Origin of the sequence: Paenochrobactrum glaciei (assembly GCF_039522165.1) — a bacterium.
Taxonomy (GTDB): domain Bacteria; phylum Pseudomonadota; class Alphaproteobacteria; order Rhizobiales; family Rhizobiaceae; genus Paenochrobactrum; species Paenochrobactrum glaciei.
Genome location: NZ_BAAADE010000001.1, coordinates 934,157 through 954,702, shown reverse-complemented (window position 1 = coordinate 954,702; position 20,546 = coordinate 934,157). Strand labels below are relative to the sequence as shown.

The window sequence follows — 20,546 nt, the reverse complement described above, 5'->3', positions numbered from 1 at the left end:
CTGCCGGATTAAATCTGCATCAAGTTGAGGCGTATTTAGCTTGGAATGTTTGGTTTTGCCAAGGGCTAAATATAGCGGCCACCGCGCTGGATAACTTCGATCTTATAGCCGTCCGGATCACTGATGAAGAAGAAACGGGCAACGAGTGTGTCGCCGTTTTTAAATTCCACCATGTCGCGTGGTGCAAAGCCCAAAGCTGTCACGCGTTTGTGTTCAGCATCGAGATCATCAACGACAAAAGCCAGATGGCCGTAGCCGTCGCCCAGATCATAAGGGGTTTCACGGTTTTTATTGACGGTGAGTTCCAGCTCGAAATCATTTTCGTTATTGCGCAGATAAACGAGCGTAAATGCTTCAAAATCAATGCGTTCGGCAATTTTCAGGCCGAAAACGCGGTCATAAAAATCAACCGATTTCTGCTCGTCAAGCACACGGATCATACTGTGAATAGCTTTAGCCATAAAACGCTCCTGATAAATTTAGCCCCTTTTACCACCCAGATGTGAAATGACAATGAACTATAAAGGAACTGTAGCGGTGCAATCTGTGCCGAAATCTGCACAGAAGGGTTTTTGAGGGGTTGGCCTTTTCCTGCAAACTGCTTTATCCCTATATGTATCAAAATGATGATGCGGGATGAAGGCTCAATGTCAGGTGTAACGCGCGAACAAGTTCTTACCCAACTCCGGCAGGTCACAGGGCCGGATTTTAAAGGCGATATTGTTTCGCTGGGGCTGGTTTCGGATATTTTTATTGCCGATGGTAAAGTGTTCTTTTCCATCACTGTGCCGTCGGATCGTGCAGAGGCGCTTGAGCCATTGCGCAGCATGGCTGAGAAGGTTGTTTCTAACATTCCGGGCGTTAAAAGCACGCTGGTGACGCTGACGGCAGAAAAAATCGGTGGTCGTACCAGTGATGATGCGCCGCCGCCACGCCCGCAGGCGCGCGCCGCCAATCCGGCAGCTCAGCCACAGGCCGGTCGTCCGCAAGGGGCGCCAACATTGCCGCCTAAAGCCGGTGTGCCGGGTGTTAAACATATTATCGCTGTTGCTTCGGGCAAGGGCGGTGTGGGCAAATCTACGACTACCGTCAATCTGGCGCTCGGGCTTCAGGCCAATGGTTTGAAGGTTGGTATTCTGGATGCCGATATTTATGGCCCGTCGATGCCGCGCCTGCTTGGTATCTCCGGCCAGCTGGAACAAACCCGCGATAAACGTATTGAGCCAATGGAGCGCTATGGCATCAAAGTGATGTCGATGGGCTTCATGGTGGATGAAGATGCGCCGATGATCTGGCGCGGACCGATGGTGGTTTCAGCGCTGACGCAAATGCTGCGCGAAGTGAACTGGGGCAATCTCGACGTGATGGTGGTGGATATGCCTCCGGGCACCGGCGATGTGCAGCTGACCATGGCGCAGAAAGTGCCGCTTTCTGGTGCTGTCATTGTGTCCACGCCGCAGGATCTGGCGCTGATTGATGCGCGCAAAGGTCTGAACATGTTCCGCAAAGTGGAAATTCCTTTGCTGGGCGTGGTGGAAAATATGAGCTACTTTATCGCGCCGGATACGGGTGCGCGTTATGATATTTTCGGTCATGGCGGTGCCAAATCGGAAGCTGAGCGTATCGGCGTCCCGTTCTTAGGTGAAGTGCCGCTGCATATGGATGTGCGTGCTTATTCGGATGCCGGAACACCAATCACCGCGAAAGAGCCGGAAAGCGAACACGCAAAAATCTACCGCGATATCGCTAAAAAGGTTTGGGACAATATCAATGCAGGTGAGGGCGGCAGTGGTCGTCAGGCACCTAATATTGTTTTCGATTGATATAAAAAAGGCCGGTTAACCGGCCTTTTTTATGCTTTAAATGATAGCAGTCGGGGCTTCAAAGCCGGTGATGGCTTTGACCTGTATAATCTTTTCGGCAATCGCAATCAGTTCGGCCAAAGCCTCTTGTGTGTCGAGCGCCAGTTTATCTTCATCTGCTTCATAGCGTTCAATATAAATGCGGATGGTGGCACCTGTGGTGCCGGTGCCTGACAGGCGCACAACAATGCGCGAACCATTATCAAACAAAATGCGGATGCCCTGATGCGCGCTGACCGATTGATCAACCGGATCATGATAGGCGAAATCATCGGCTTTCTCGATTGTTTGACCATCGATACTGGTGCCGGCCAGCGAGGCAAGCTCACCACGCAGACGCTGCATCACCTTGTTTGCGACATCCGTATCGACGCCTTCAAAATCATGGCGTGAATAATAGTTACGGCCAAAATCACGCCAATGTTCATTGACGATATCGGCAACGCTTTGGCGGCGCACGGCCAGAATATTGAGCCAGAGCAGTACGGCCCAAAGGCCGTCTTTTTCACGCACATGATCGGAGCTTGTTCCGGCACTTTCTTCACCGCAAATGGTTGCCATTTGATGGTCGAGCAGATTGCCGAAGAATTTCCAGCCGGTCGGCACTTCATACATGCCGATTTTCAGTTTTTCTGCCACCCGGTCAGCGGCACAGCTTGTCGGCATTGAACGGGCAATGCCTTTCAATCCGGCTGCATAGGCCGGTACCAGATGCGCATTGGCGGCCAAGACGGCTAAAGAATCAGAAGGGGCGACAAACATGCCGCGCCCGATAATCATATTGCGGTCGCCGTCCCCGTCAGAGGCTGCACCAAAGTCTGGCGCATTATCCGACATCAGCAGGTCATAAAGACCTTTGGCATAAATCAGGTTTGGATCGGGATGCTGGCCGCCAAAATCCGGCAGAGGCACGGCATTGATGACACTGCCTTCAGCGGCACCCAAACGCTTTTCAAAAATCTCTTTGGCATAAGGGCCGGTGACGGCGTGCATCGCATCAAATTGCAGGGTGAAACCGGATTGGATATAGGTGCGGATGGCATCAAAATCGAAGATGTCTTCCATCATCTCAGCGTAATCGGCAACGCTGTCGATAATCTCGATGGTGGTCGCGCCAATCTGATGTTTGCCGATCTGGCTTAAATCAATGTCGCTGGTTTCAACGGTGAGATATTGATCAATAAGCTTTGAGCGCTCAAAGGCTGCATTGGTAAATTTTTCCGGTGCGGGGCCGCCATTGCTGATATTATATTTGATGCCGAAATCCTGTTTCGGGCCACCCGGATTATGGCTGGCAGAAAGCACAATGCCGCCCAGCGCTTTATATTTGCGGATCAGATTAGAAACGGCGGGCGTCGATAAAATACCGTTTTGGCCGATCATCACATGGCCAAAGCCGTTGGCAACAGCCAGACGGATGGCTTTTTGAATGACCTGATCATTATAAAAACGGCCATCACCACCAATCACCAGTTTTTTGCCTTTTACATCGCCACTGACGTCAAAGATCGACTGGATGAAGTTCTCGGCATAATTTTCCTGCTGAAAGACCGGAACTTTTTTGCGCAATCCCGATGTGCCGGGCATCTGATCCAGATAAGGCTTCGTTGCTACAGTTTTGATCACTATATCATCACTTATCTTTGTCATGGCGTTCCGGTTCTTCTTTGGTTTTGTGAATGATCTTTAATGCTGTTTAGCGCATTCGTCTGACGTTATGATATCAATATTGCGCTGACTTGATAATAATCCGTGTCTGCCGCTTTGGTTGCATGAAAGCAAATTCTATTTTGTATAGCTGCTTTATTTTATCCTGCTTAAACCTTTGCAAAAGTTTAATCTTTCGGGCTTGTGCGCGCAGCTTTTATACGTCTAAATCATGGCACTTAAAAAAACAGCTTGGCAAAGACAGGATATTCCATGTCACAGACTTATGTTTTCGCGCCTCAGCCGCAGGCAAGCCTGCCTGTAAAAGGGATTGATCAACGCTTTCCGGTGCATCGCATCTATTGCGTTGGTCAAAATTATGCTGACCATGTGGTGGAAATGGGTGGCGATCCAAACCGTTCTTTCCCGTTTTTCTTCCAGAAAAGCCCTGACTGTCTGGTGGAAGGCGGGGCTGTTTTTCCTTATCCATCGCAGACAAATGATGTGCATCACGAGATTGAGCTGGTGGTGGCAATTGGTAAAGACGGCGCTGACATTGCGGTGGAAGACGCATTCAACCATGTTTACGCCTATGCGGTTGGCATCGATATGACGCGTCGTGATTTGCAGGCCGTGGCTAAAAAAGCAGGCCGCCCATGGGAAACAGCCAAGTCGTTTGATCATTCGGCACCGTGCGGTGATCTGGTGCGCGTGGATGAAGCGGGGCATCCTTCGGCTGGTGCTATCTGGTTGAAAGTCAATGGTGAAACACGCCAGAGCGGTGATCTTAATCAGATGATCTGGAAAGTAGGCGAGAGCATTGCTTATCTTTCTTCCCTGTTTGAATTGAAAGCAGGCGACCTCATTTTCACCGGCACACCGGCCGGAGTCGGGGCTGTCCAGCGTGGTGATATGATTGAGGGCGGCATTGATAAACTTGGGACACTGCGCTGCAAAGTGGCCTGATTGCGCGTGTTGCAGCCCTATTCTAACAGCGTGTAATATTGATTTTATCAAGGTTACACGCTTTGCTCTTTCGTAATTGCTTATTTACGTGGTAGGTTCAGACTAGGCTGAAAGAGCGGGAAGAGATTCCGGCGCTGCGGTTTTAGATTGCAAAAGGATTGGTCATGGCATTTGAGGATATCAAGGCAGAACTGGCGCTCTTGTTTGAGCAGATGGTGAACCAGCCGGAAGATGCACACGAAATTCGTGAAACTTTGCATGAAAAACTCAATGCTTTGAAAGCCAGCGGTCTGCCGCTTCCTGAAGAGCTGGTGGAGCTTGAAAAGCGCCTCACCCGTGATTTTGAAGCGTAAAACCAGATGACGGCTCTCCAACTTTATAATCAGACAAAGCACAAGCCGCTGATGCGTGCTTTTCATGTGGCGCTGACAGTATCGGCACTTGGTCTGGTTCTAACGGGTTGCAACACGACCAGTGAGAGCGGCTCATCACAGACAGCATTATTATCATCTGCTGCGGAAGGGGCGTCTGCTTCTGCTACTTCGGCAAGCAGTGGTGAGGCTGTCAAAACAGCATCTGAGGTGGCCGCAGAAACACTCGCCGCTACACAGATTGCAAGCTTGCAGCAGTCTGCTCCTTTGCCGTCTTCACGCGAAGCGGCCATTCCGGCTATGGCCTATGCGGCTGGTTCGCCGGTTCAGACTTCTCCTGTTTCAGTCGCGAGTAATTTGGCCTTTAAAACACCGGCCAATGCGCCCGCCGGCCTTGATGAGCTGATCCAGAAATATGCAGCTACTTATGAGGTGCCGGAACGTCTGGTGCGCCGTGTTGTGCACCGCGAAAGCAGGTTTAATCCGGCAGCACGCAACGGGCCATATTGGGGCCTGATGCAGATCAGCCATCCTACGGCACGTGGTATGGGCTATCGTGGTGCGGCCAGTGGTTTGCTAGATGCTGAAACCAATCTCAAATATGCAGTCAAATATCTTTCCGGTGCCTATAAAGTTGCTGAAGGCGATGAAACTCAGGCGGTTAAGTTCTACGCGCGCGGCTATTATTATGATGCCAAGCGCAAGGGGTTGCTGGAAGAAACTGGTCTGCGTCCGGCACGCAAATAAAGTTCAAAATTTCAAGTCATGACCATGTCATAATTGCGCGACATCTTTAAGTCGTGCAGATGACGGCTTAACTATTGCTGTGTGTTTGCGTATCAAACGGACCAGCAGAAAGCATAGCAATGACGATGAAACCCACTCAATCATGGAATTACACGCGCGCCGAATTATGGGCGGATGGCGTTATCCATGTGCTGGGCGTGACGCTCGGTGTGATTGGTGCTGTTGCATTGCTGACTTTTTATCTGCCGGTATTGCCGTTTTCTAAATCTTTTGCCATTGCCATTTATGCAGTGTCGCTGGTGTTGGTTTTAACCATGTCGGCCATTTACAATATCTGGCCGGTATCACGGGTGAAATGGTTTTTACGCCGTTTTGATCACGCCGCCATTTATGTGCTGATTGCCGGTACATATACACCTTTTCTCATCCAGACAGGTGACAAAGCTCCGTATTTATTGAGCTTTGTCTGGGCCGTGGCACTCATAGGTGTCGCGCTTAAACTTTTATGGCCTGCCCGTTTTGAACGCTTGTCGATTGTGCTTTATCTGGCTTTGGGCTGGAGTGGTATCTTGGTTTATGACACACTGTTTCAGGTATTGTCGCCGGCAACCCTCTGGCTGATTGCGGCAGGTGGCGTGGTTTATTCACTCGGTGTCATTTTTCATGTCTGGGAGCGGTTGCGTTTTCAAAACGCTATTTGGCATGGTTTTGTCGCAACCGGTGCTGCGCTGCATTATTGTGCGGTTTTTGTTGCCAGTTCTTTACATTAAATTTGGGTTTGATTTTTTAAAAGCTGACCAATATATGTTTCGTATATGAATCATATATTGGTAGCAAAATGGGTATTGTAAAAATTAATGATGAGCTGCACGAAGAGCTGCGTAAAGCCAGTGATGTGATGTGCCGCTCTATCAATGCGCAGGCAGAATATTGGATGAAAATCGGCATGTTGGCGCAAGCCCATCCCGAGATGACATTTAATGAAATTGTGCAGATGCAGTTGCGCAACGCCAAGGTTGATCTTGGGCAGATTGCGATAAGATTATCATGATTAAAACCGTTGAAGAGCTGGAAAAAATGGCCGTTTCCGGCCGTTTGCTGGCAGATGTTTTCACCTTCATCGACCGTTTGCCGCTGGTGGGCATGACCACTATGCAGGTCAATAATATGGTGGAAGATTACATTGTTCATGAGCTGAAATCACGTCCCGCCAGCAAAGGACAATATGAATATCCTTATGTTCTGAATTGCTCGCGCAACGAAGTTGTGTGCCACGGTATGCCGTCGGAAAGGGATGTGATTGCCAATGGTCAGATCATCAATTTCGACATCACGCTCGAGAAAGATGGCTTTATCGCTGATTCCAGCAAAACCTATATGATTGGTGACGTGCCGCCTTATGCGGAAAAGCTGGTGCGAAGCACTTATGAAGCTTTGTGGAAGGGGATTGCTGTCGTGCGTCCTGGCGCAACGGTTGGTGATATCGGCCATGCAATTGAACGCTTTGCCAAGGGCCATGGCTATGGCGTGGTGAGCGAATATTGCGGCCACGGTATTGGTCGTGAGATGCATGAGGAGCCGGACATTATCCATGTTGGCAAGGCTGGCACCGGCGTGGTGTTGCGCGAGGGCATGACCTTTACCATTGAGCCGATGCTCAATCAGGGAACGGCGCGGGTGAAAACCAAAAAAGACGGCTGGACGGTGGTGACGAAGGATGGAAAATTATCCGCTCAGTTTGAACATACCGTGGCGGTGACGGCTGATGGCGCCAGGGTTTTGACATTGCGCCCTGATGAAGAAAACATGCTGGATTTGCTGAAATAAAAGCAATTTCAGATACAAAAAAGCCCTTGCCGCGATGGGACAAGGGCTTTTTCATTTTTATCCAATCAGGATTAGCGACGGTTGCGTGCAGCCAATGTGCGCAGACGCAATGCGTTGAGCTTGATGAAGCCTGCTGCATCTTTCTGATCATAAGCGCCGTGATCGTCTTCAAAGGTAACGAGTGCATCGGAGTAAAGCGACTTATCGCTTTCACGGCCGGTAACAATAACATTGCCCTTGTAGAGCTTGAGGGTCACTTCACCTTCAACATGCTGCTGGCTGAGGTCGATAGCGGCCTGCAACATTTCACGCTCAGGTGAGAACCAGAAGCCGTAATAGATCAGCTCTGCATAGCGTGGCATCAGCTCATCTTTAAGGTGAGCAGCACCACGATCAAGGGTGATGGATTCCATCGCACGGTGGGCTGCCAACAGGATGGTGCCGCCTGGTGTTTCGTAAACGCCGCGCGACTTCATGCCGACAAAGCGGTTTTCTACGAGGTCAAGACGACCAATGCCGTTGTCACGGCCATAATCGTTGAGCTTGGCCAGAATGGTTGCCGGTGACATGCGGATGCCGTTGATGGAAACTGCATCACCTTTTTCAAAGCCGATCTTGATGACGGTTGGCTTGTCTGGTGCGGTTTCTGGCGAAATCGTGCGCATATGCACATATTCAGGCGCTTCAACTGCCGGATCTTCCAGCACTTTACCTTCGGATGAAGAGTGCAGCAGGTTGGCATCTACGGAGAATGGTGCTTCGCCGAGCTTGTCTTTTGCAACAGGGATCTGGTGCTGTTCAGCAAAGTTGAGCAGGTCTGTACGGCTCTTGAAAGCCCAGTCGCGCCAAGGAGCGATGATCTTGATATCCGGGTTCAGCGCATAAGCGGAAAGCTCGAAACGCACCTGATCGTTGCCCTTACCGGTTGCACCGTGGGCAATGGCATCAGCGCCGGTTTCTTCAGCAATTTCAATCAAACGCTTGGAAATGAGCGGACGTGCAATGGAAGTTCCGAGCAGATACACGCCTTCATAAACAGCATTGGCGCGGAACATCGGGAATACGAAGTCACGAACGAATTCTTCACGGACATCTTCAACATAGATTTCTTTGATGCCAAGCATTTCTGCTTTTTTACGTGCAGGTTCGAGTTCTTCACCCTGACCAAGGTCAGCAGTAAAAGTAACAACTTCTGCATTCAGTTCGGTTTGCAGCCATTTGAGAATGATGGATGTATCGAGGCCGCCCGAATAGGCGAGAACGACTTTTTTAACGTCTTTCAACTTGCTCATAATTAACTTCCGTTCGATGCAAAATCAGCCGGATGACGGCCTGAAAGGGTCGGTGAAATATATTTGTTACTTGGTCTTTTATCAGTTGGAGGCGACTGTGCAAGTATCATGGCGCAAGAGGCGCTGTTTCTGTCAAAAAAAATGATAGATAATCGCTTCTATTCGCGTTAGCTTGCCGAAAATTCATCTCAAAGAGGTTCGGATGTCGTTTTTGGCGGGGCTTACATTTATTCCTGAATGGTCGGTGATTGCGCAGTTTTTTGTCGCAACAGCGATACTGTCACTAACGCCCGGGCCGGATATGACCTTATTTGTCGGCCGCTCACTGTCGGAAGGCAAGGGGGCAGGTTTTGCCTGTATGGCAGGTGCATGCACCGGTATTGTTATTCATAGCAGCATGGTGGCGCTGGGCTTGTCTGCGCTCATTATTGCCTCACCAACCGCTTTCTGGGTGTTGAAGGTGGTCGGCGCTGTCTATCTTGTCTGGCTGGCATTTCAGGCGATCACCAAGGGATCGGCCTTCTCGCTGGAAAAAAACGGCAGCAAGAAACATACTTTCTGGCAGAACTGGCTCACCGGTTTGGGCATCAATTTGCTGAACCCGAAAGTGATCTTGTTTAACATGACCTTCCTGCCGCAATTTGTCTCGGCACATGACCCGCATGTAACCGGAAAATTGCTGTTCTTAGGGTTGATTTTCATCCCGATGGCGCTGCCTTTCACCATTCCGATGGTGCTGGTCGCCGATAAATTTGCCGGACTTTTGAAGAAAAATCCGAAAGTGACCCGTATTATTGATTGGTTGTTTGCCGGTGTGTTCTCGGCCTTTGCTCTGAAAATTCTGACCGCACAGACCAAATAAAATCAAAACGGGGCTTTTAAGCCCCGTTTTGTGATTTTAATCACACATTCTTTGTCTGATGATACCGGCATTGCGACCGGCAATTTTCCAGTAGATCAGCCCGCAAATCGCACCGCTGATGAAAAGTCCGGTGAGTTTTAACAAGCTGTCCTCAAAGGGCATCAGCCGTCCGTGAGCTAAGTTTTCAAGCCAGTTATAATAAAGGACGCAAACGCCCAAACCTGCTCCAAAAATCAGATAGGGCAGTCGGCGTTTCAGGCCGAAAAATTCCGAAATCACAATGAAAATTGCACAAGGAATAGCCATGATGAAGGATGTTAAAGTCCATCCTAACAGCAAGACACCGCCTGTGCTTTTAATAAACTCTAGCGGGTTTTCGATGCCTTCCGGAAATAAAAAACTTTTCGGATCAGAGACAAAGAGGAGAGAGAGGAGGGCGACCAGTGTGGTTAAAAAATAGCCGCCCAGAATTTTCAAAATTAATAAAATAGTTGATTGGTTCAAATAGCGTTTTCCTCTGCCATCATGGCTTCTAGTTCAAGACGTTCACTCTTACGCATAATTTCAGATTCGGATTTCAGCTGGCCGCAGGCTGCAAAAATATCGCGGCCACGCGGGGTGCGGATCGGCGAAGCATAGCCCGCCGCATTGACGTAATCAGCAAAACGCTCAATCTGCTCCCAATCGGAACACTGGTAATTGGTGCCCGGCCATGGGTTGAACGGAATGAGATTGATTTTTGCCGGAATACCGCGCAGCAATTTAACAAGAGCCTTGGCATCTTCCATGCTGTCATTCACATCCTTGAGCATCACATATTCAAATGTAATGCGCTTGGCATTGGAAAGGCCCGGATAATCGCGGCAGGCTTTCATCAGTTCAGCCAGCGGATATTTTTTGTTGATCGGCACCAGCATGTCGCGCAATTCATCGCGCACAGCATGAAGCGAGATCGCCAGCATAACGCCGATTTCTTCACCGGTGCGGTAAATTTCCGGCACAACACCTGAGGTTGAAAGCGTAATACGGCGCTTGGAAAGCGCCAAGCCATCGCCATCCGAGGCAATCAGCAGCGCCTTTTTAACTTCTTCAAAGTTATAAAGCGGCTCGCCCATGCCCATCATGACGATGTTGGTAACCTTGCGACCTTCAGCGGGTACGATTGCACCGTCTGGTGTGCCTTTTTCAGGGAAATCGCCCAAGCGATCACGCGCGACCAGCAACTGCGCCAGAATTTCTTCGGCGGTCAGGTTGCGCACCATTTTCTGGGTGCCGGTATGGCAGAAAGAGCAAGTGAGCGTGCAACCAACCTGCGAGGAAATGCACAGGGTTCCGCGACCTTCTTCAGGAATATAAACGGTTTCAATTTCCACCGGACGACCGGCACCGCGTGGCGGAAAGCGGAACAGCCATTTGCGCGTTCCGTCATTGGAAATCTGTTCTTCAACCATTTCTGGGCGTTGAATGCTGAAATTTTCTTTCAAGCTACTGCGCAAATCCTTGGAAATGTTGAGCATATCATCAAAATCAGATACGCCGCGCACATAGAGCCAGTGCCAGAGCTGTGCGATACGCATTTTGGTCTGTCGTGCAGGAACGCCGACATTGACCAAAGCGTCGGCCATTTCTTCACGGGAAAGACCGATTAAAGATGGTTTCAGCGGCCTGTTGGCGCGAATATGCTGCGCCAGACGGTCACGTGTATCATCCTGTGTCAGGTCGAAAGAAATGGACATCGCTTTACAGTTCTTCTGTGTTGGTTCAACTTAAAAATATGGGTATGATCAGGGCTATTCATAGCCTGTGCCTGTTCAAAGGCATCATCTTGGGCGCTCATAACATGAAAAAGCGCAGCCGTCATCACACTTGTTCTCTTATGTAATTGCGGCTTTTTTCTATATAGAACAAAAAAGCCGGACTTAAAGCCCGGCTTTGAAAAATGAACCCGCAATTGAAAACTTACATTTTCACAAGTGCAGGTTTTGTAAGTCAGTGATTACTTACAATTTTGAACTGCGTTCAATGCCGCTGAAATGCCTTTCAGCGAATAGGTGTAGGATGTGTTGGTGCCGCGCTGGGACTGCGCTTTTACAACCATATCCGCACCGCCACGCATGGCTGCGATCAGCTGTGGCTCTTCTGCTGCATTTTCCATCCAGCCGGATTTGCCATTAACAAACATGTTGAACGAACGTGAACCGATGGTGACGGTTACTTTCGAATTGGCCTTCAGGTCATAGCCAGCCATAAATTGCGGCTCGAATGACACGTTCTGGCCAGGCTTCTGGGTTACCAGAAAGAAATTGTCGCCATGATTAACGGAAGACGGCTGCATCTGGGTCGGAACCGACAGCACATAGCAAACCTTGCCGTTACCTGACTTATAGCTATAGGCGCCCCAGACGTCGAACTGTTTAATCTGGGTCGGTGTCTGTGCGAGTGCCGAACCCGCCATTGCAATAGTAAACACCGAAGCCGCGACGATCGATTTTCCAAGCATTGTTTTTTACCGGTTCTCTTTCGTTTGCTTCAAAATGGTAGATCGGGATAATCGCCGTTCACACGCCGTCCCGTTCAATTACCCTTAATTTGACTTAATTTAGGTTACTAAACGGTGAAGATTTAGCGAAAAAACTTTAAGTTTTTTCGCCTTGTGGAAAATGGCGAAAATCTCGTCTCTGATTGCTCAGACATCAGCCAAAAGAAGGTGGCGAGATTTTGTCATATTCGCGACTGCTGATAATAAGTTTGTTTTTTACCTATGTAAAATCATAAATTGAGTAAAAACATCAGCTTTTAATTTATGCACTTTTGTTCGCGGTGTCGCCGGTTTCTTGCAAAGCTGTTTTAGCGGCAGCACGATGGGCTGGCGTAATATGAGTGCGGATTGCTGCCAGCGCTGCCATTAGCACGGCAATATCATCGGTAAAACCAATGCCGAGTAATATATCCGGCACAAAGTCAAACGGCAGAACAAAATAAGCAAGTGCCGCCATCAGTGTCATGCGGACACGACGAGGGGTTTGTGGGTCAAGCGCACAAAAATAAGCAGCTACCACCTCATCCATAAAAGGAATGTGGCGACCGGCGCGGCGCACCGTTTTCCAGAAACCATGTTTCACTTTGGCTTTACGCTCCTGATAGGTGCTCTCATCACCAGGTTCCAGAATTTCTCCTATTTTCACATCATCCATCGACATCCCTCCGGGACTTTAAAAGCAGACTGGTTCATGTGCTTTATTGGCCAAGCACCTTGGGCACATCATTGCCTATAAATGGGAAGGCTTGTGCCTGCGCGCAAGCTTTTGCCGACATTCACTCGTTTTTAGCCGCCAAGCTTGTCCATAATCTCGGCCATTTGAATATCCAGCTTGCTGATACCTTGGCTGGAATGGGTGGTGAGTGTTACTTCCACTTTATTATAGACATTCGACCATTCCGGATGATGGTCGAGCTTTTCGGCATGCATGGCAATGCGGGTCATGAAACCAAATGCCTCGTTAAAATCTTTGAAGGTAAAAAGTCTGCGGATGGCTTTGCCGCTGCTGACAATATCCCAGTCCGGCAGGGCGCTTAAGGCTTGAGCCAGTTCCTGCGGGGTCAGAAGTGTACGTGACATTCGCTGTTGCTCCGGGTTAGATAGGGTGGTCATTTTTTATATTTGCAGACGGGTGACAGGATTATGCTGAAAAATACGCCGCGTTCCATTTTATTTATCTGTCTTGGCAATATTTGCCGCTCGCCTTTGGCGGAAGGCGTGATGCGCCATGTCTGGGAAAATTCCGGCCGCGATGAAGCCATTCATTTTGATTCTGCCGGCACCAATGGCTACCACACCGGCGAAGCTCCGGATCCGCGCTCGGTTGAGGTGGCAAAATTGCACGGCATTGATATCTCGGCGCAACGCTGCCGCCAGCTCACCCTTGATGATTTTTATAATTTCGACCTGATTATAGGCATGGATCAGGTTAATATGGCAACGCTTGCGCAGCGAAAACCAGAGGATGCAACCGCACATGTCGCGCTTTTTACCGATATTGCAGGTGTGGGGGATATGGAAATCCCCGACCCTTATTTTGGCGATATGTCCGGCTTTGAAGAGGTTTATCGTATGGTGTTTTCATCTTCCAAAGCATTGGCGGCACGCATTTGAAATGAAGACGGGCGGCTTAACGGCCATGCTTCTTCGATGATGTAGGGGCCGCCGCCAACAGAATCGCGCGACGACATCAGTACAAAGCGCGACACAGGGAAGGGCGGCGTTGAAAAATTGCCGCGTGAGGAAAGATAATGTGCCACATCGCCGTCACGCGGGTTTTTCAACCGTGCAAGCGTAACATGAGGCACAAATTTGCGTGGATCAGCCGGTACGCCCAAGCGCTGGCAAATGCGTTCGATCTCGGCCTGAAGCGCATTAAGTTCGGGTGAAGGCGCAACGCCTGCATAAATACTATGTGGTTTTTTGGAGCCGAAAGCCCCGACGCCTGAAAGGCTTAAAGAAAATTGCTGCCGTTCGATACGGTCGAATTCGGATACGATTTCATCAGCAATATGGCCTTCAATATCGCCGATAAAGCGTAATGTCAGGTGGTAGTTTTCAACATCAATCCAGCGTGCACCGGGCAAACCGCCGCGTAAGAGCGAGAGGGAAAGTGTAGCATCGCGTGGGATTTCGAGAGCGGTGAAAAGACGTGGCATCTGGCAACTCCCCGAACTGTTGTGCCCCAAATCACCATGCCTGAAATGGCCGGGATCGGGTCATTTGCGTGAAGCTGCTGTTATTTATGAGCAGTTTCAGGCATTTGAGTGCTTAAGTTCTGCTTTTCATCGCCTTTAATTGTGAAGGCGATATGTCAGCCAAACATTGAAACAGCTTTGGGGCAAGCTAATTTAACCGTTTTAGCCGATGAATTACTGTGCTTTCCCCTGAATTTGCAGTTCTGTGATAGTTTTTTGAACAAAGGGTGCAAAATTTGCAACCATCACAGCCACACCTTCAGCATTCGGATGCATGCCGTCTTCCAATTGCAAAGATTGCTTGGTCATCACGCCATCCAGAAAGAACGGATAAAGCGGCACCTGATATTTATCAGCCAGTTTTTGATAAATCGGATTGAACTGTGCTGCATAATCGGCACCCATATTAGGCGGCGCCATCATGCCGGCCAGTACAACAGGGATTTTACGTGTTTGCAGGCGTTGCAGCATCTCGTCCAGATTTTGCTCGGTAATTGCCGGTGCAATGCCGCGCAAGGCATCATTGGCACCGAGCTCCAAAATCACCAGATCGGTATCGTCAGGCACCGACCAGTTGAGGCGTTCCAGCCCGCCGGTGGTGGTGTCGCCTGAAACACCGGCATTTTCTACTAAGACATCAAGGCCGTTTTTAAGCAGTGCCTCTTCCAGCTGCTGCGGAAATGCATCATTGGCAGGCAATAGATAGCCAGCCATCAGACTGTCGCCGAAGCCGATGATTTTAAATGATGAAAGCTGATCTTCCGGCAAAACCTCTTCCATACCCGATGATTCTTCCATTTCCGGCTCCGGATTTTGCACAGGAGATTGCGCGCGCGCTGCAAGCGCAAACAGCCCCATAATGCCTATGATGAGGATAATGTGAAGAAAAGCTGCAAGAGGTTTGAAACGCATTCAGAAAAACCCATATTGCCGGAGTATGCAAACGCAGGAGACCAGTATTTGCAATTTTTAAAGCGGTGAGAGCCGCTTTACTTGTTTAAGTTAAATCATATGTAGGTCAAACAATCTGCATCGCCACTGATTTACTCGTTTTCATCGTAAATATTTTGTTAGTGCCCACAACTAGAACATGATTGCGTGAAATATGAGGCGAGATCATGGATAAGGAAAGAAAAATACGTGTCACATCAAGCGGATGAACAAGCGATTGTCCTCGACAATATCGAGCTTACTTTAGGGCACGGGGTTTCTTCCGTACATGTGTTGAAGGGCATTAGTCTTGTGCTGCCTAAAGCACATTCTTTTGGCATTGTCGGGCCTTCCGGTTCGGGCAAGTCGACGCTTTTGATGGTGCTGGCAGGCCTGGAAAAGGTTGATAGCGGCAGCGTGACTATTCATGGTGAGCGCCTTGATTTGATGAGCGAGGATCAGGCGGCGGCATTTCGTGGTCAGCATATCGGCATTGTATTTCAATCTTTTCATCTGATTCCCAATATGACAGCGCTGGAAAATGTGGCCGTGCCTTTGGAATTGGCAGGACGCAAAGATGCTTTTGAAGTGGCTGAAAAAGAATTGCACGCTGTCGGCCTTGGGCAACGGCTCAATCATTATCCTTCTCAATTATCAGGCGGCGAGCAGCAACGTGTGGCGATTGCCCGTGCGCTTGCGCCATCGCCTAAAATTCTGATCGCCGATGAGCCGACCGGCAATCTTGACACCGTAACCGGCCAGCAGATTGCTGATTTGCTTTTTGCCAAACAGCGCGAAACCGGCTTAACCATGGTGCTGGTTACGCATGATCCTTCGCTGGCCGCACGCTGTGATCTGGAAATTCCGGTGCGTTCCGGTTTGATCGAAAGCGAAAAGATGAACGCCTCAAGGCAGGCGGTATCTGCATGAGCGTGATGAAATCTGGTATATTGGCGCTGCGCTATGCTTTGCGTGAAATGCGCGGTGGTTTAAGCGGCTTTTATGTGTTTATCGCCTGTATTGCCTTGGGCGTTGCGGCGATTGGCGGCGTCAATTCAGTGGCGCAATCGGTGGGCGACGGTATTGCCGCTCAAGGCCGCAGTATTTTGGCGGGAGACATGAGTTTTGCGCTTCAGCAGCGTCAGGCCACCTCGCTTGAAAAACAGTTTTTAGACAAACAAATTCAACCGTCGGGGCGAATATCGGAAAGCGCCACCATGCGCTCGATGGCCAGAAAACCCGATGGCAGTGACCAGTCTTTGGTCGAAGTGAAGGCGGTTGAGCAAAATTATCCGCTTTATGGTGATTTGAAAACCAGCCCGCAATTACCGTCAGATAAACGCTTTGCTTCAGAACAAGGCCTTTATGGTGCGCTGGTTTCGCAGCTTTTTCTTGACCGGATGGGGCTTGCCATTGGTGAAGAAGTGCTGCTTGGCACAGCACGTTTTCAATTGCGTGGTGTGATTGATGAAGAGCCGGATTTATTATCAGACGGCTTTAGTTTTGCGCCACGCTTTATGATTTCTTTGGATGCTTTGTCTGCTGCGGGGCTTATTCAGCCGGGCAGTCTGGTCACGCATATTTATAAGCTCGCTTTGCCTGATGGGGCTGGTGATAGCGTGTTGACACAAATCCGTGCCGATGCGGCAAAGGATTTTGCCGATGCAGGGTGGAATATCCGCACCCGCAACAATGCAGCACCCTCTTTAACGGCAAATATTAAGCGTTTTTCGCAGTTTTTAACCTTGGTGGGATTAACTGCTTTGATCGTGGGTGGTGTTGGCGTCGCCAATGCGGTGCGTGCTTATCTTGATAGTAAGCGCGCGGTGATTGCGATGTTTAAATCGCTTGGGGCGCCTGCGCGTTTTGCCGTGCTTGTTTATCTGATCCAGATCACATTGATTGCTCTGATCGGTATTGTGATTGGTTTGGCACTGGCCATGCTCATTCCGATTGCTGCACTGGCAGCCTTGGATGGCTATCTGCCGGTAACGGGTATGAGCGGCATTTATCCGTGGTCGCTGGCGCTGGCTGCCGTTTTTGGTCTCATCACTGTTTGGGCTTTTGCCAGCATTCCGCTGGGGCGGGCACGCGCTGTTGCACCAACGGAATTGCTGCGTGAAAACGGCATTGCCCATCACGGACGCGCCCCTTGGATCTATTTTGCATGCGCGTTTGCCTTGATGGCAATCTTGGCCGGGCTGGCACTTTATGTGGCTTATGACCGGCGCATTGCGATTGTGTTCATTACGGCCACGATTGTTGCTTTTATCATTTTGCGGCTGGTGGCACATCTCATTCAATATATTGCCAAAAAAGCACCGCGCACCCGCTCAACGGCATTGCGTTTGGCGGTTGGCAATATTTATCGCCCCAATGCGCTGACCTCTTCGGTGGTTTTATCGCTTGGGCTTGGGCTGACCTTGATGGTGGCTTTAGCGCTGGTGGACGGCAATTTGCGTCAGCAGGTTGCCTCTAATATTCCGGCACAGGCACCCGACTTTTTCTTCGTTGATATTCAAAATGCAGAAATTGCAGGTTTCCAAAAACTGGTTGGCGATGTTGCACCAAACGGCAAACTGGCTGTCTTGCCAATGTTGCGCGGACGTGTGGTGCAGCTCAACGGCACTGATGTGCGGAAAATGGAAATTCCGGCCGCCGGTGGCTGGGTATTGCGGGGTGATCGCGGCATTACCTTCTCTGAAACAATGCCGGACAATGCGACGCTTAATGAAGGAACGTGGTGGCCTGCTGATTATAGCGGCGAACCTTTAGTGTCTTTTGCCGCGCAAGAAGCGCAGGATTTAGGCTTAAAAATCGGCGATACGATTACGGTCAATGTGCTGGGACGCAATATTACCGCTAAAATTGCCAATTTCCGGCAGGTGCAATGGGAAACGCTGGCGATGAATTTCGTCATGGTGTTTTCGCCCAATACATTTGCCGGTGCGCCGGTGACATGGCTTTCCACTTTGACGCTGGAGAATGGCGATAAGGCTTTGACGGCTGATATTTTGCGTCAGGTGACACAAACCTATCCGACGATCACTTCTGTTGGTGTCAAGGATGCGGTTGAAGTAGCCAACACGTTGATATCGCAGCTTTCTACCGCCATTCGTGCGGCTGCTTCCATCGCCTTGGCGGCTTCCGTTTTGGTGTTGGGTGGTGCTTTGGCTGCGGGCAATCGGGCGCGGGTTTATGATGCGGTGGTGCTGAAAACACTGGGCGCTACACGAGGCACGCTGATTAAAGCCTATGTGCTTGAATATATGTTGCTGGGGCTGGCAACCGCTGTTTTTGCGCTTTTTGCCGGAGGCTTGGCGGGTTGGTATGTGGTTGCGCAGATTATGCGTTTGAAGGCTGAGTTTTTGCCGGATGTGGCAGGGATGACGATCTTTATTGCGCTGATTTTGACCATTGGATTTGGTCTGGCCGGCACATGGCGTGTGCTTGGACAAAAGCCTGCCAATATATTGCGAGAGCTGTAATCATAGCAATTTTATCGGATTTTATGTTAAACTACTGGCGAATATGCAAAATAATGCATGGGAATCGGGGCTGAATCGTCGGTTTTTTTAAACATTGTCTTGTGTCGGAGGCTGATAATCCCCATAATATAAGCAGGCATGCTGGGGTCCCGCCAGCGGCGCCTGGAGTGTTTTTGTAGTCGCGGCTTGTTTCGCGGTTACGGATCGCACCGACACCGGACGGGACAACGCAAAAGGATTTTAAGTCATGGCTGACTATCGCAACATTCAGGCGCGTGGTCCGGTTGGAGCCCGCGCAGACGCAGGCATCGATCAGGGTCTGCGCAGTTACATGCTCGGCGTTTACAATATGATGGCCATTGGTTTGGCTGTCACAGGTATTGCGGCTTATGCAATGGCCTCGCTGGCAACAACCACAGATGCAGCACTGGCTGTCGCTCAGATGAGCAACGGCAAAATGCTCACATCTTTTGGTGCAGCACTTTACACCTCGCCACTGCGCTGGGTTGTTATGCTTGCGCCTCTGGCCGCAGTATTCTTCCTGAGCTTCCGCATTGAACGTCTTTCAGTAGCAACTGCAAATGCAGTGTTCTGGGGCTATGCGGCGTTGGTAGGTATTTCACTGTCGTCGATCTTCCTGGTCTTCACCGGCCAGAGCATCGTTCGTACATTCTTTGTAACAGCTGCTTCATTCGGCGCGCTGTCGCTCTACGGTTACACCACAAAGCGTGACCTGTCGGCGATGGGCTCGTTCCTGATGATGGGTCTTTTCGGCCTGATCATCGCATCGATTGTGAACATTTTCCTTGGTTCAACTGCATTGCAGTTTGCAATCTCGGTCATCGGTGTTCTGATCTTTGCTGGTCTGACCGCTTATGACACCCAGTCGATCAAGGAAATGTATTACGAAGGTGATGGTTCCGAAACGCAGGGTCGTAAGGTTGTTATGGGCGCGCTGCGTCTGTACCTCGACTTCATCAACATGTTCATGTTCCTGCTTCAATTCATGGGCAACCGTGAATAGTCACTGAATGTGAATGAATTGAGAAAGGCGGCTGCAAAGGCCGCCTTTTTTATTGGCAATTTTTTTAAAAGTTTTTCCTTTTGATTTAGGCCTTGTGCCTTTTGTTTAAACTATGCAATAGCACTCATGTTTATGTTTCCGGCAGATGATGCCGTGAGGATGCAGGAATAGATCATGGTCAGTATTCGTAAGTTTCAGTTTTCCGATTTCGCTGATGTCTATGCAATTTATGCAGATGCGGTTGAAAAAGGCACCGGCAGCTATGAAACCGAGCCGCCGACCATGACGGATATGCGCGGCCGCCTGACCATGCTGATTGCGCAAGGTTTTCCATTGATTGTTGCGGTGGAGGGCGATCAGGTGCTGGGCTATGCCTATGGCAGCTATTTCCGCACGCGGCCTGCCTATCGCTGGATGGTTGAAGATTCCATTTACATTGCTGAGGAAGCGCGCGGTAAGGGCGTCGGTAAACTGCTTTTGAGCGAGCTGATCAAACAGTGCACGGCTTTGGGCTTCCGGCAGATGGTTTCCGTGATTGGTGATGCTGAGGGCAATCTGGGCTCGGTGGGTTTGCATGAAAGCTTAGGTTTTGCCGAGTGTGGCCGTATTAAAGGCTCTGGCTTCAAGCATGAGCGCTGGCTCGATACTTTGCTGATGCAGCTGGAATTGAATGAAGGTGATAAAGTGCCTGCGGGTAAGCCTCCATTTGTTTGATTTTTTGAGACACTCTTAAAAAAACACCAATAGCGACCTGTCGCTTTTGATGAAAAGCCGACAGCGTCGTGATGGTTGG

At 49.8% G+C, this 20,546-nt stretch carries 23 protein-coding genes; 13 read left to right on the top strand and 10 right to left on the bottom strand.

What is annotated here, in order from left to right; translation table 11 throughout:
- Nucleotides 1-65: 65 nt before the first annotated feature.
- Nucleotides 66-461 carry a VOC family protein gene (locus tag ABDZ76_RS04485; RefSeq protein WP_343801868.1) on the bottom strand — a complete coding sequence of 132 codons (396 nt, stop codon included), beginning with the start codon at nt 459-461 and terminating at the stop codon, nt 66-68.
- A gap of 186 nt (nt 462-647) precedes the next feature.
- Here ABDZ76_RS04485 and ABDZ76_RS04480 point away from each other — a divergent pair, with 186 nt between their 5' ends.
- Nucleotides 648-1,823 (top strand): Mrp/NBP35 family ATP-binding protein, encoded by a 1,176-nt coding sequence (locus tag ABDZ76_RS04480; protein WP_343801865.1) that lies wholly within the window; start codon nt 648-650, stop codon nt 1,821-1,823.
- A 36-nt stretch (nt 1,824-1,859) separates the two neighbouring features.
- On the opposite strand, the gene ABDZ76_RS04475 is transcribed toward ABDZ76_RS04480, so the two are convergent.
- On the bottom strand, nt 1,860-3,491 hold the full coding sequence (locus ABDZ76_RS04475; RefSeq protein WP_343803076.1) for an alpha-D-glucose phosphate-specific phosphoglucomutase: 1,632 nt from the start codon (nt 3,489-3,491) through the stop codon (nt 1,860-1,862).
- A gap of 291 nt (nt 3,492-3,782) precedes the next feature.
- On the opposite strand from ABDZ76_RS04475, the gene ABDZ76_RS04470 reads away from it, so the two are divergent.
- From ABDZ76_RS04470 to map, 6 genes are all read left to right on the top strand, one after another.
- Nucleotides 3,783-4,475 carry a fumarylacetoacetate hydrolase family protein gene (locus ABDZ76_RS04470; protein WP_343801862.1) on the top strand — a complete coding sequence of 231 codons (693 nt, stop codon included), beginning with the start codon at nt 3,783-3,785 and terminating at the stop codon, nt 4,473-4,475.
- Between the two features lie 164 nt (nt 4,476-4,639).
- Nucleotides 4,640-4,828: a hypothetical protein gene (locus ABDZ76_RS04465; RefSeq protein WP_343801859.1), complete on the top strand. Its 189-nt coding sequence runs from the start codon at nt 4,640-4,642 to the stop codon at nt 4,826-4,828.
- A 51-nt stretch (nt 4,829-4,879) separates the two neighbouring features.
- Complete coding sequence (locus ABDZ76_RS04460; RefSeq protein WP_343803073.1) at nt 4,880-5,593, top strand: transglycosylase SLT domain-containing protein; 714 nt, start codon at nt 4,880-4,882, stop codon at nt 5,591-5,593.
- 119 nt (nt 5,594-5,712) lie between these two features.
- Entirely contained in the window at nt 5,713-6,363 is a 651-nt protein-coding gene (trhA, locus tag ABDZ76_RS04455; RefSeq protein WP_343801857.1) for a PAQR family membrane homeostasis protein TrhA, read from the top strand.
- Nucleotides 6,364-6,431: 68 nt separating this feature from the next.
- Nucleotides 6,432-6,644, top strand: coding sequence for a ParD-like family protein (locus ABDZ76_RS04450; RefSeq protein ID WP_184222297.1), 213 nt, complete (start codon nt 6,432-6,434; stop codon nt 6,642-6,644).
- The gene (gene map, locus ABDZ76_RS04445) at nt 6,641-7,420 is read left to right on the top strand and encodes a type I methionyl aminopeptidase (protein ID WP_343801837.1); all 780 of its coding nucleotides are present in this window, start codon (nt 6,641-6,643) and stop codon (nt 7,418-7,420) included. Before ABDZ76_RS04450 ends, map begins: the two co-directional genes overlap by 4 nt.
- A 71-nt stretch (nt 7,421-7,491) precedes the next feature.
- Here map and ABDZ76_RS04440 read toward each other — a convergent pair whose 3' ends face one another.
- Nucleotides 7,492-8,712, bottom strand: coding sequence for an argininosuccinate synthase (locus tag ABDZ76_RS04440; RefSeq protein ID WP_343801836.1), 1,221 nt, complete (start codon nt 8,710-8,712; stop codon nt 7,492-7,494).
- 202 nt (nt 8,713-8,914) lie between these two features.
- Here ABDZ76_RS04440 and ABDZ76_RS04435 point away from each other — a divergent pair, with 202 nt between their 5' ends.
- Entirely contained in the window at nt 8,915-9,574 is a 660-nt protein-coding gene (locus tag ABDZ76_RS04435; protein WP_343801835.1) for a LysE family translocator, read from the top strand.
- A gap of 36 nt (nt 9,575-9,610) precedes the next feature.
- Here ABDZ76_RS04435 and ABDZ76_RS04430 read toward each other — a convergent pair whose 3' ends face one another.
- The 5 genes from ABDZ76_RS04430 to ABDZ76_RS04410 form a co-directional block, all read right to left on the bottom strand.
- A complete protein-coding gene (locus ABDZ76_RS04430; RefSeq protein WP_343801834.1) occupies nt 9,611-10,078 on the bottom strand; it encodes a hypothetical protein in 468 nt (155 codons plus the stop codon).
- Nucleotides 10,075-11,310, bottom strand: a complete 1,236-nt coding sequence (rlmN, locus tag ABDZ76_RS04425; protein ID WP_343801833.1) for a dual-specificity RNA methyltransferase RlmN — start codon at nt 11,308-11,310, stop codon at nt 10,075-10,077. The genes ABDZ76_RS04430 and rlmN overlap by 4 nt, the downstream gene beginning before the upstream one ends.
- A gap of 260 nt (nt 11,311-11,570) precedes the next feature.
- Nucleotides 11,571-12,074, bottom strand: a complete 504-nt coding sequence (locus ABDZ76_RS04420; protein ID WP_343801832.1) for an invasion associated locus B family protein — start codon at nt 12,072-12,074, stop codon at nt 11,571-11,573.
- Nucleotides 12,075-12,375: 301 nt separating this feature from the next.
- Nucleotides 12,376-12,768, bottom strand: a complete 393-nt coding sequence (locus ABDZ76_RS04415) for a YkvA family protein (RefSeq protein ID WP_343801831.1) — start codon at nt 12,766-12,768, stop codon at nt 12,376-12,378.
- Nucleotides 12,769-12,899: 131 nt separating this feature from the next.
- Entirely contained in the window at nt 12,900-13,193 is a 294-nt protein-coding gene (locus tag ABDZ76_RS04410) for a 4a-hydroxytetrahydrobiopterin dehydratase (protein ID WP_343801830.1), read from the bottom strand.
- A gap of 63 nt (nt 13,194-13,256) precedes the next feature.
- Here ABDZ76_RS04410 and ABDZ76_RS04405 point away from each other — a divergent pair, with 63 nt between their 5' ends.
- Entirely contained in the window at nt 13,257-13,727 is a 471-nt protein-coding gene (locus tag ABDZ76_RS04405) for a low molecular weight protein-tyrosine-phosphatase (protein WP_343801829.1), read from the top strand.
- Here ABDZ76_RS04405 and thpR read toward each other — a convergent pair.
- The gene (gene thpR / locus ABDZ76_RS04400) at nt 13,679-14,272 is read right to left on the bottom strand and encodes an RNA 2',3'-cyclic phosphodiesterase (RefSeq protein ID WP_343801828.1); all 594 of its coding nucleotides are present in this window, start codon (nt 14,270-14,272) and stop codon (nt 13,679-13,681) included. The genes ABDZ76_RS04405 and thpR overlap by 49 nt on opposite strands.
- A 213-nt stretch (nt 14,273-14,485) precedes the next feature.
- On the bottom strand, nt 14,486-15,223 hold the full coding sequence (locus ABDZ76_RS04395; RefSeq protein WP_343801827.1) for an arylesterase: 738 nt from the start codon (nt 15,221-15,223) through the stop codon (nt 14,486-14,488).
- A gap of 228 nt (nt 15,224-15,451) precedes the next feature.
- On the opposite strand from ABDZ76_RS04395, the gene ABDZ76_RS04390 reads away from it, so the two are divergent.
- The 4 genes from ABDZ76_RS04390 (at nt 15,452) to ABDZ76_RS04375 (ending at nt 20,467) form a co-directional block, all read left to right on the top strand.
- Entirely contained in the window at nt 15,452-16,171 is a 720-nt protein-coding gene (locus ABDZ76_RS04390; RefSeq protein ID WP_343801826.1) for an ABC transporter ATP-binding protein, read from the top strand.
- A complete protein-coding gene (locus ABDZ76_RS04385) occupies nt 16,168-18,729 on the top strand; it encodes an ABC transporter permease (RefSeq protein ID WP_343801825.1) in 2,562 nt (853 codons plus the stop codon). Before ABDZ76_RS04390 ends, ABDZ76_RS04385 begins: the two co-directional genes overlap by 4 nt.
- Before the next feature lie 247 nt (nt 18,730-18,976).
- A complete protein-coding gene (locus ABDZ76_RS04380; RefSeq protein ID WP_343801823.1) occupies nt 18,977-19,753 on the top strand; it encodes a Bax inhibitor-1/YccA family protein in 777 nt (258 codons plus the stop codon).
- Between the two features lie 174 nt (nt 19,754-19,927).
- Nucleotides 19,928-20,467, top strand: a complete 540-nt coding sequence (locus tag ABDZ76_RS04375; protein ID WP_343801821.1) for a GNAT family N-acetyltransferase — start codon at nt 19,928-19,930, stop codon at nt 20,465-20,467.
- The last annotated feature ends 79 nt before the right edge of the window (nt 20,468-20,546 follow it).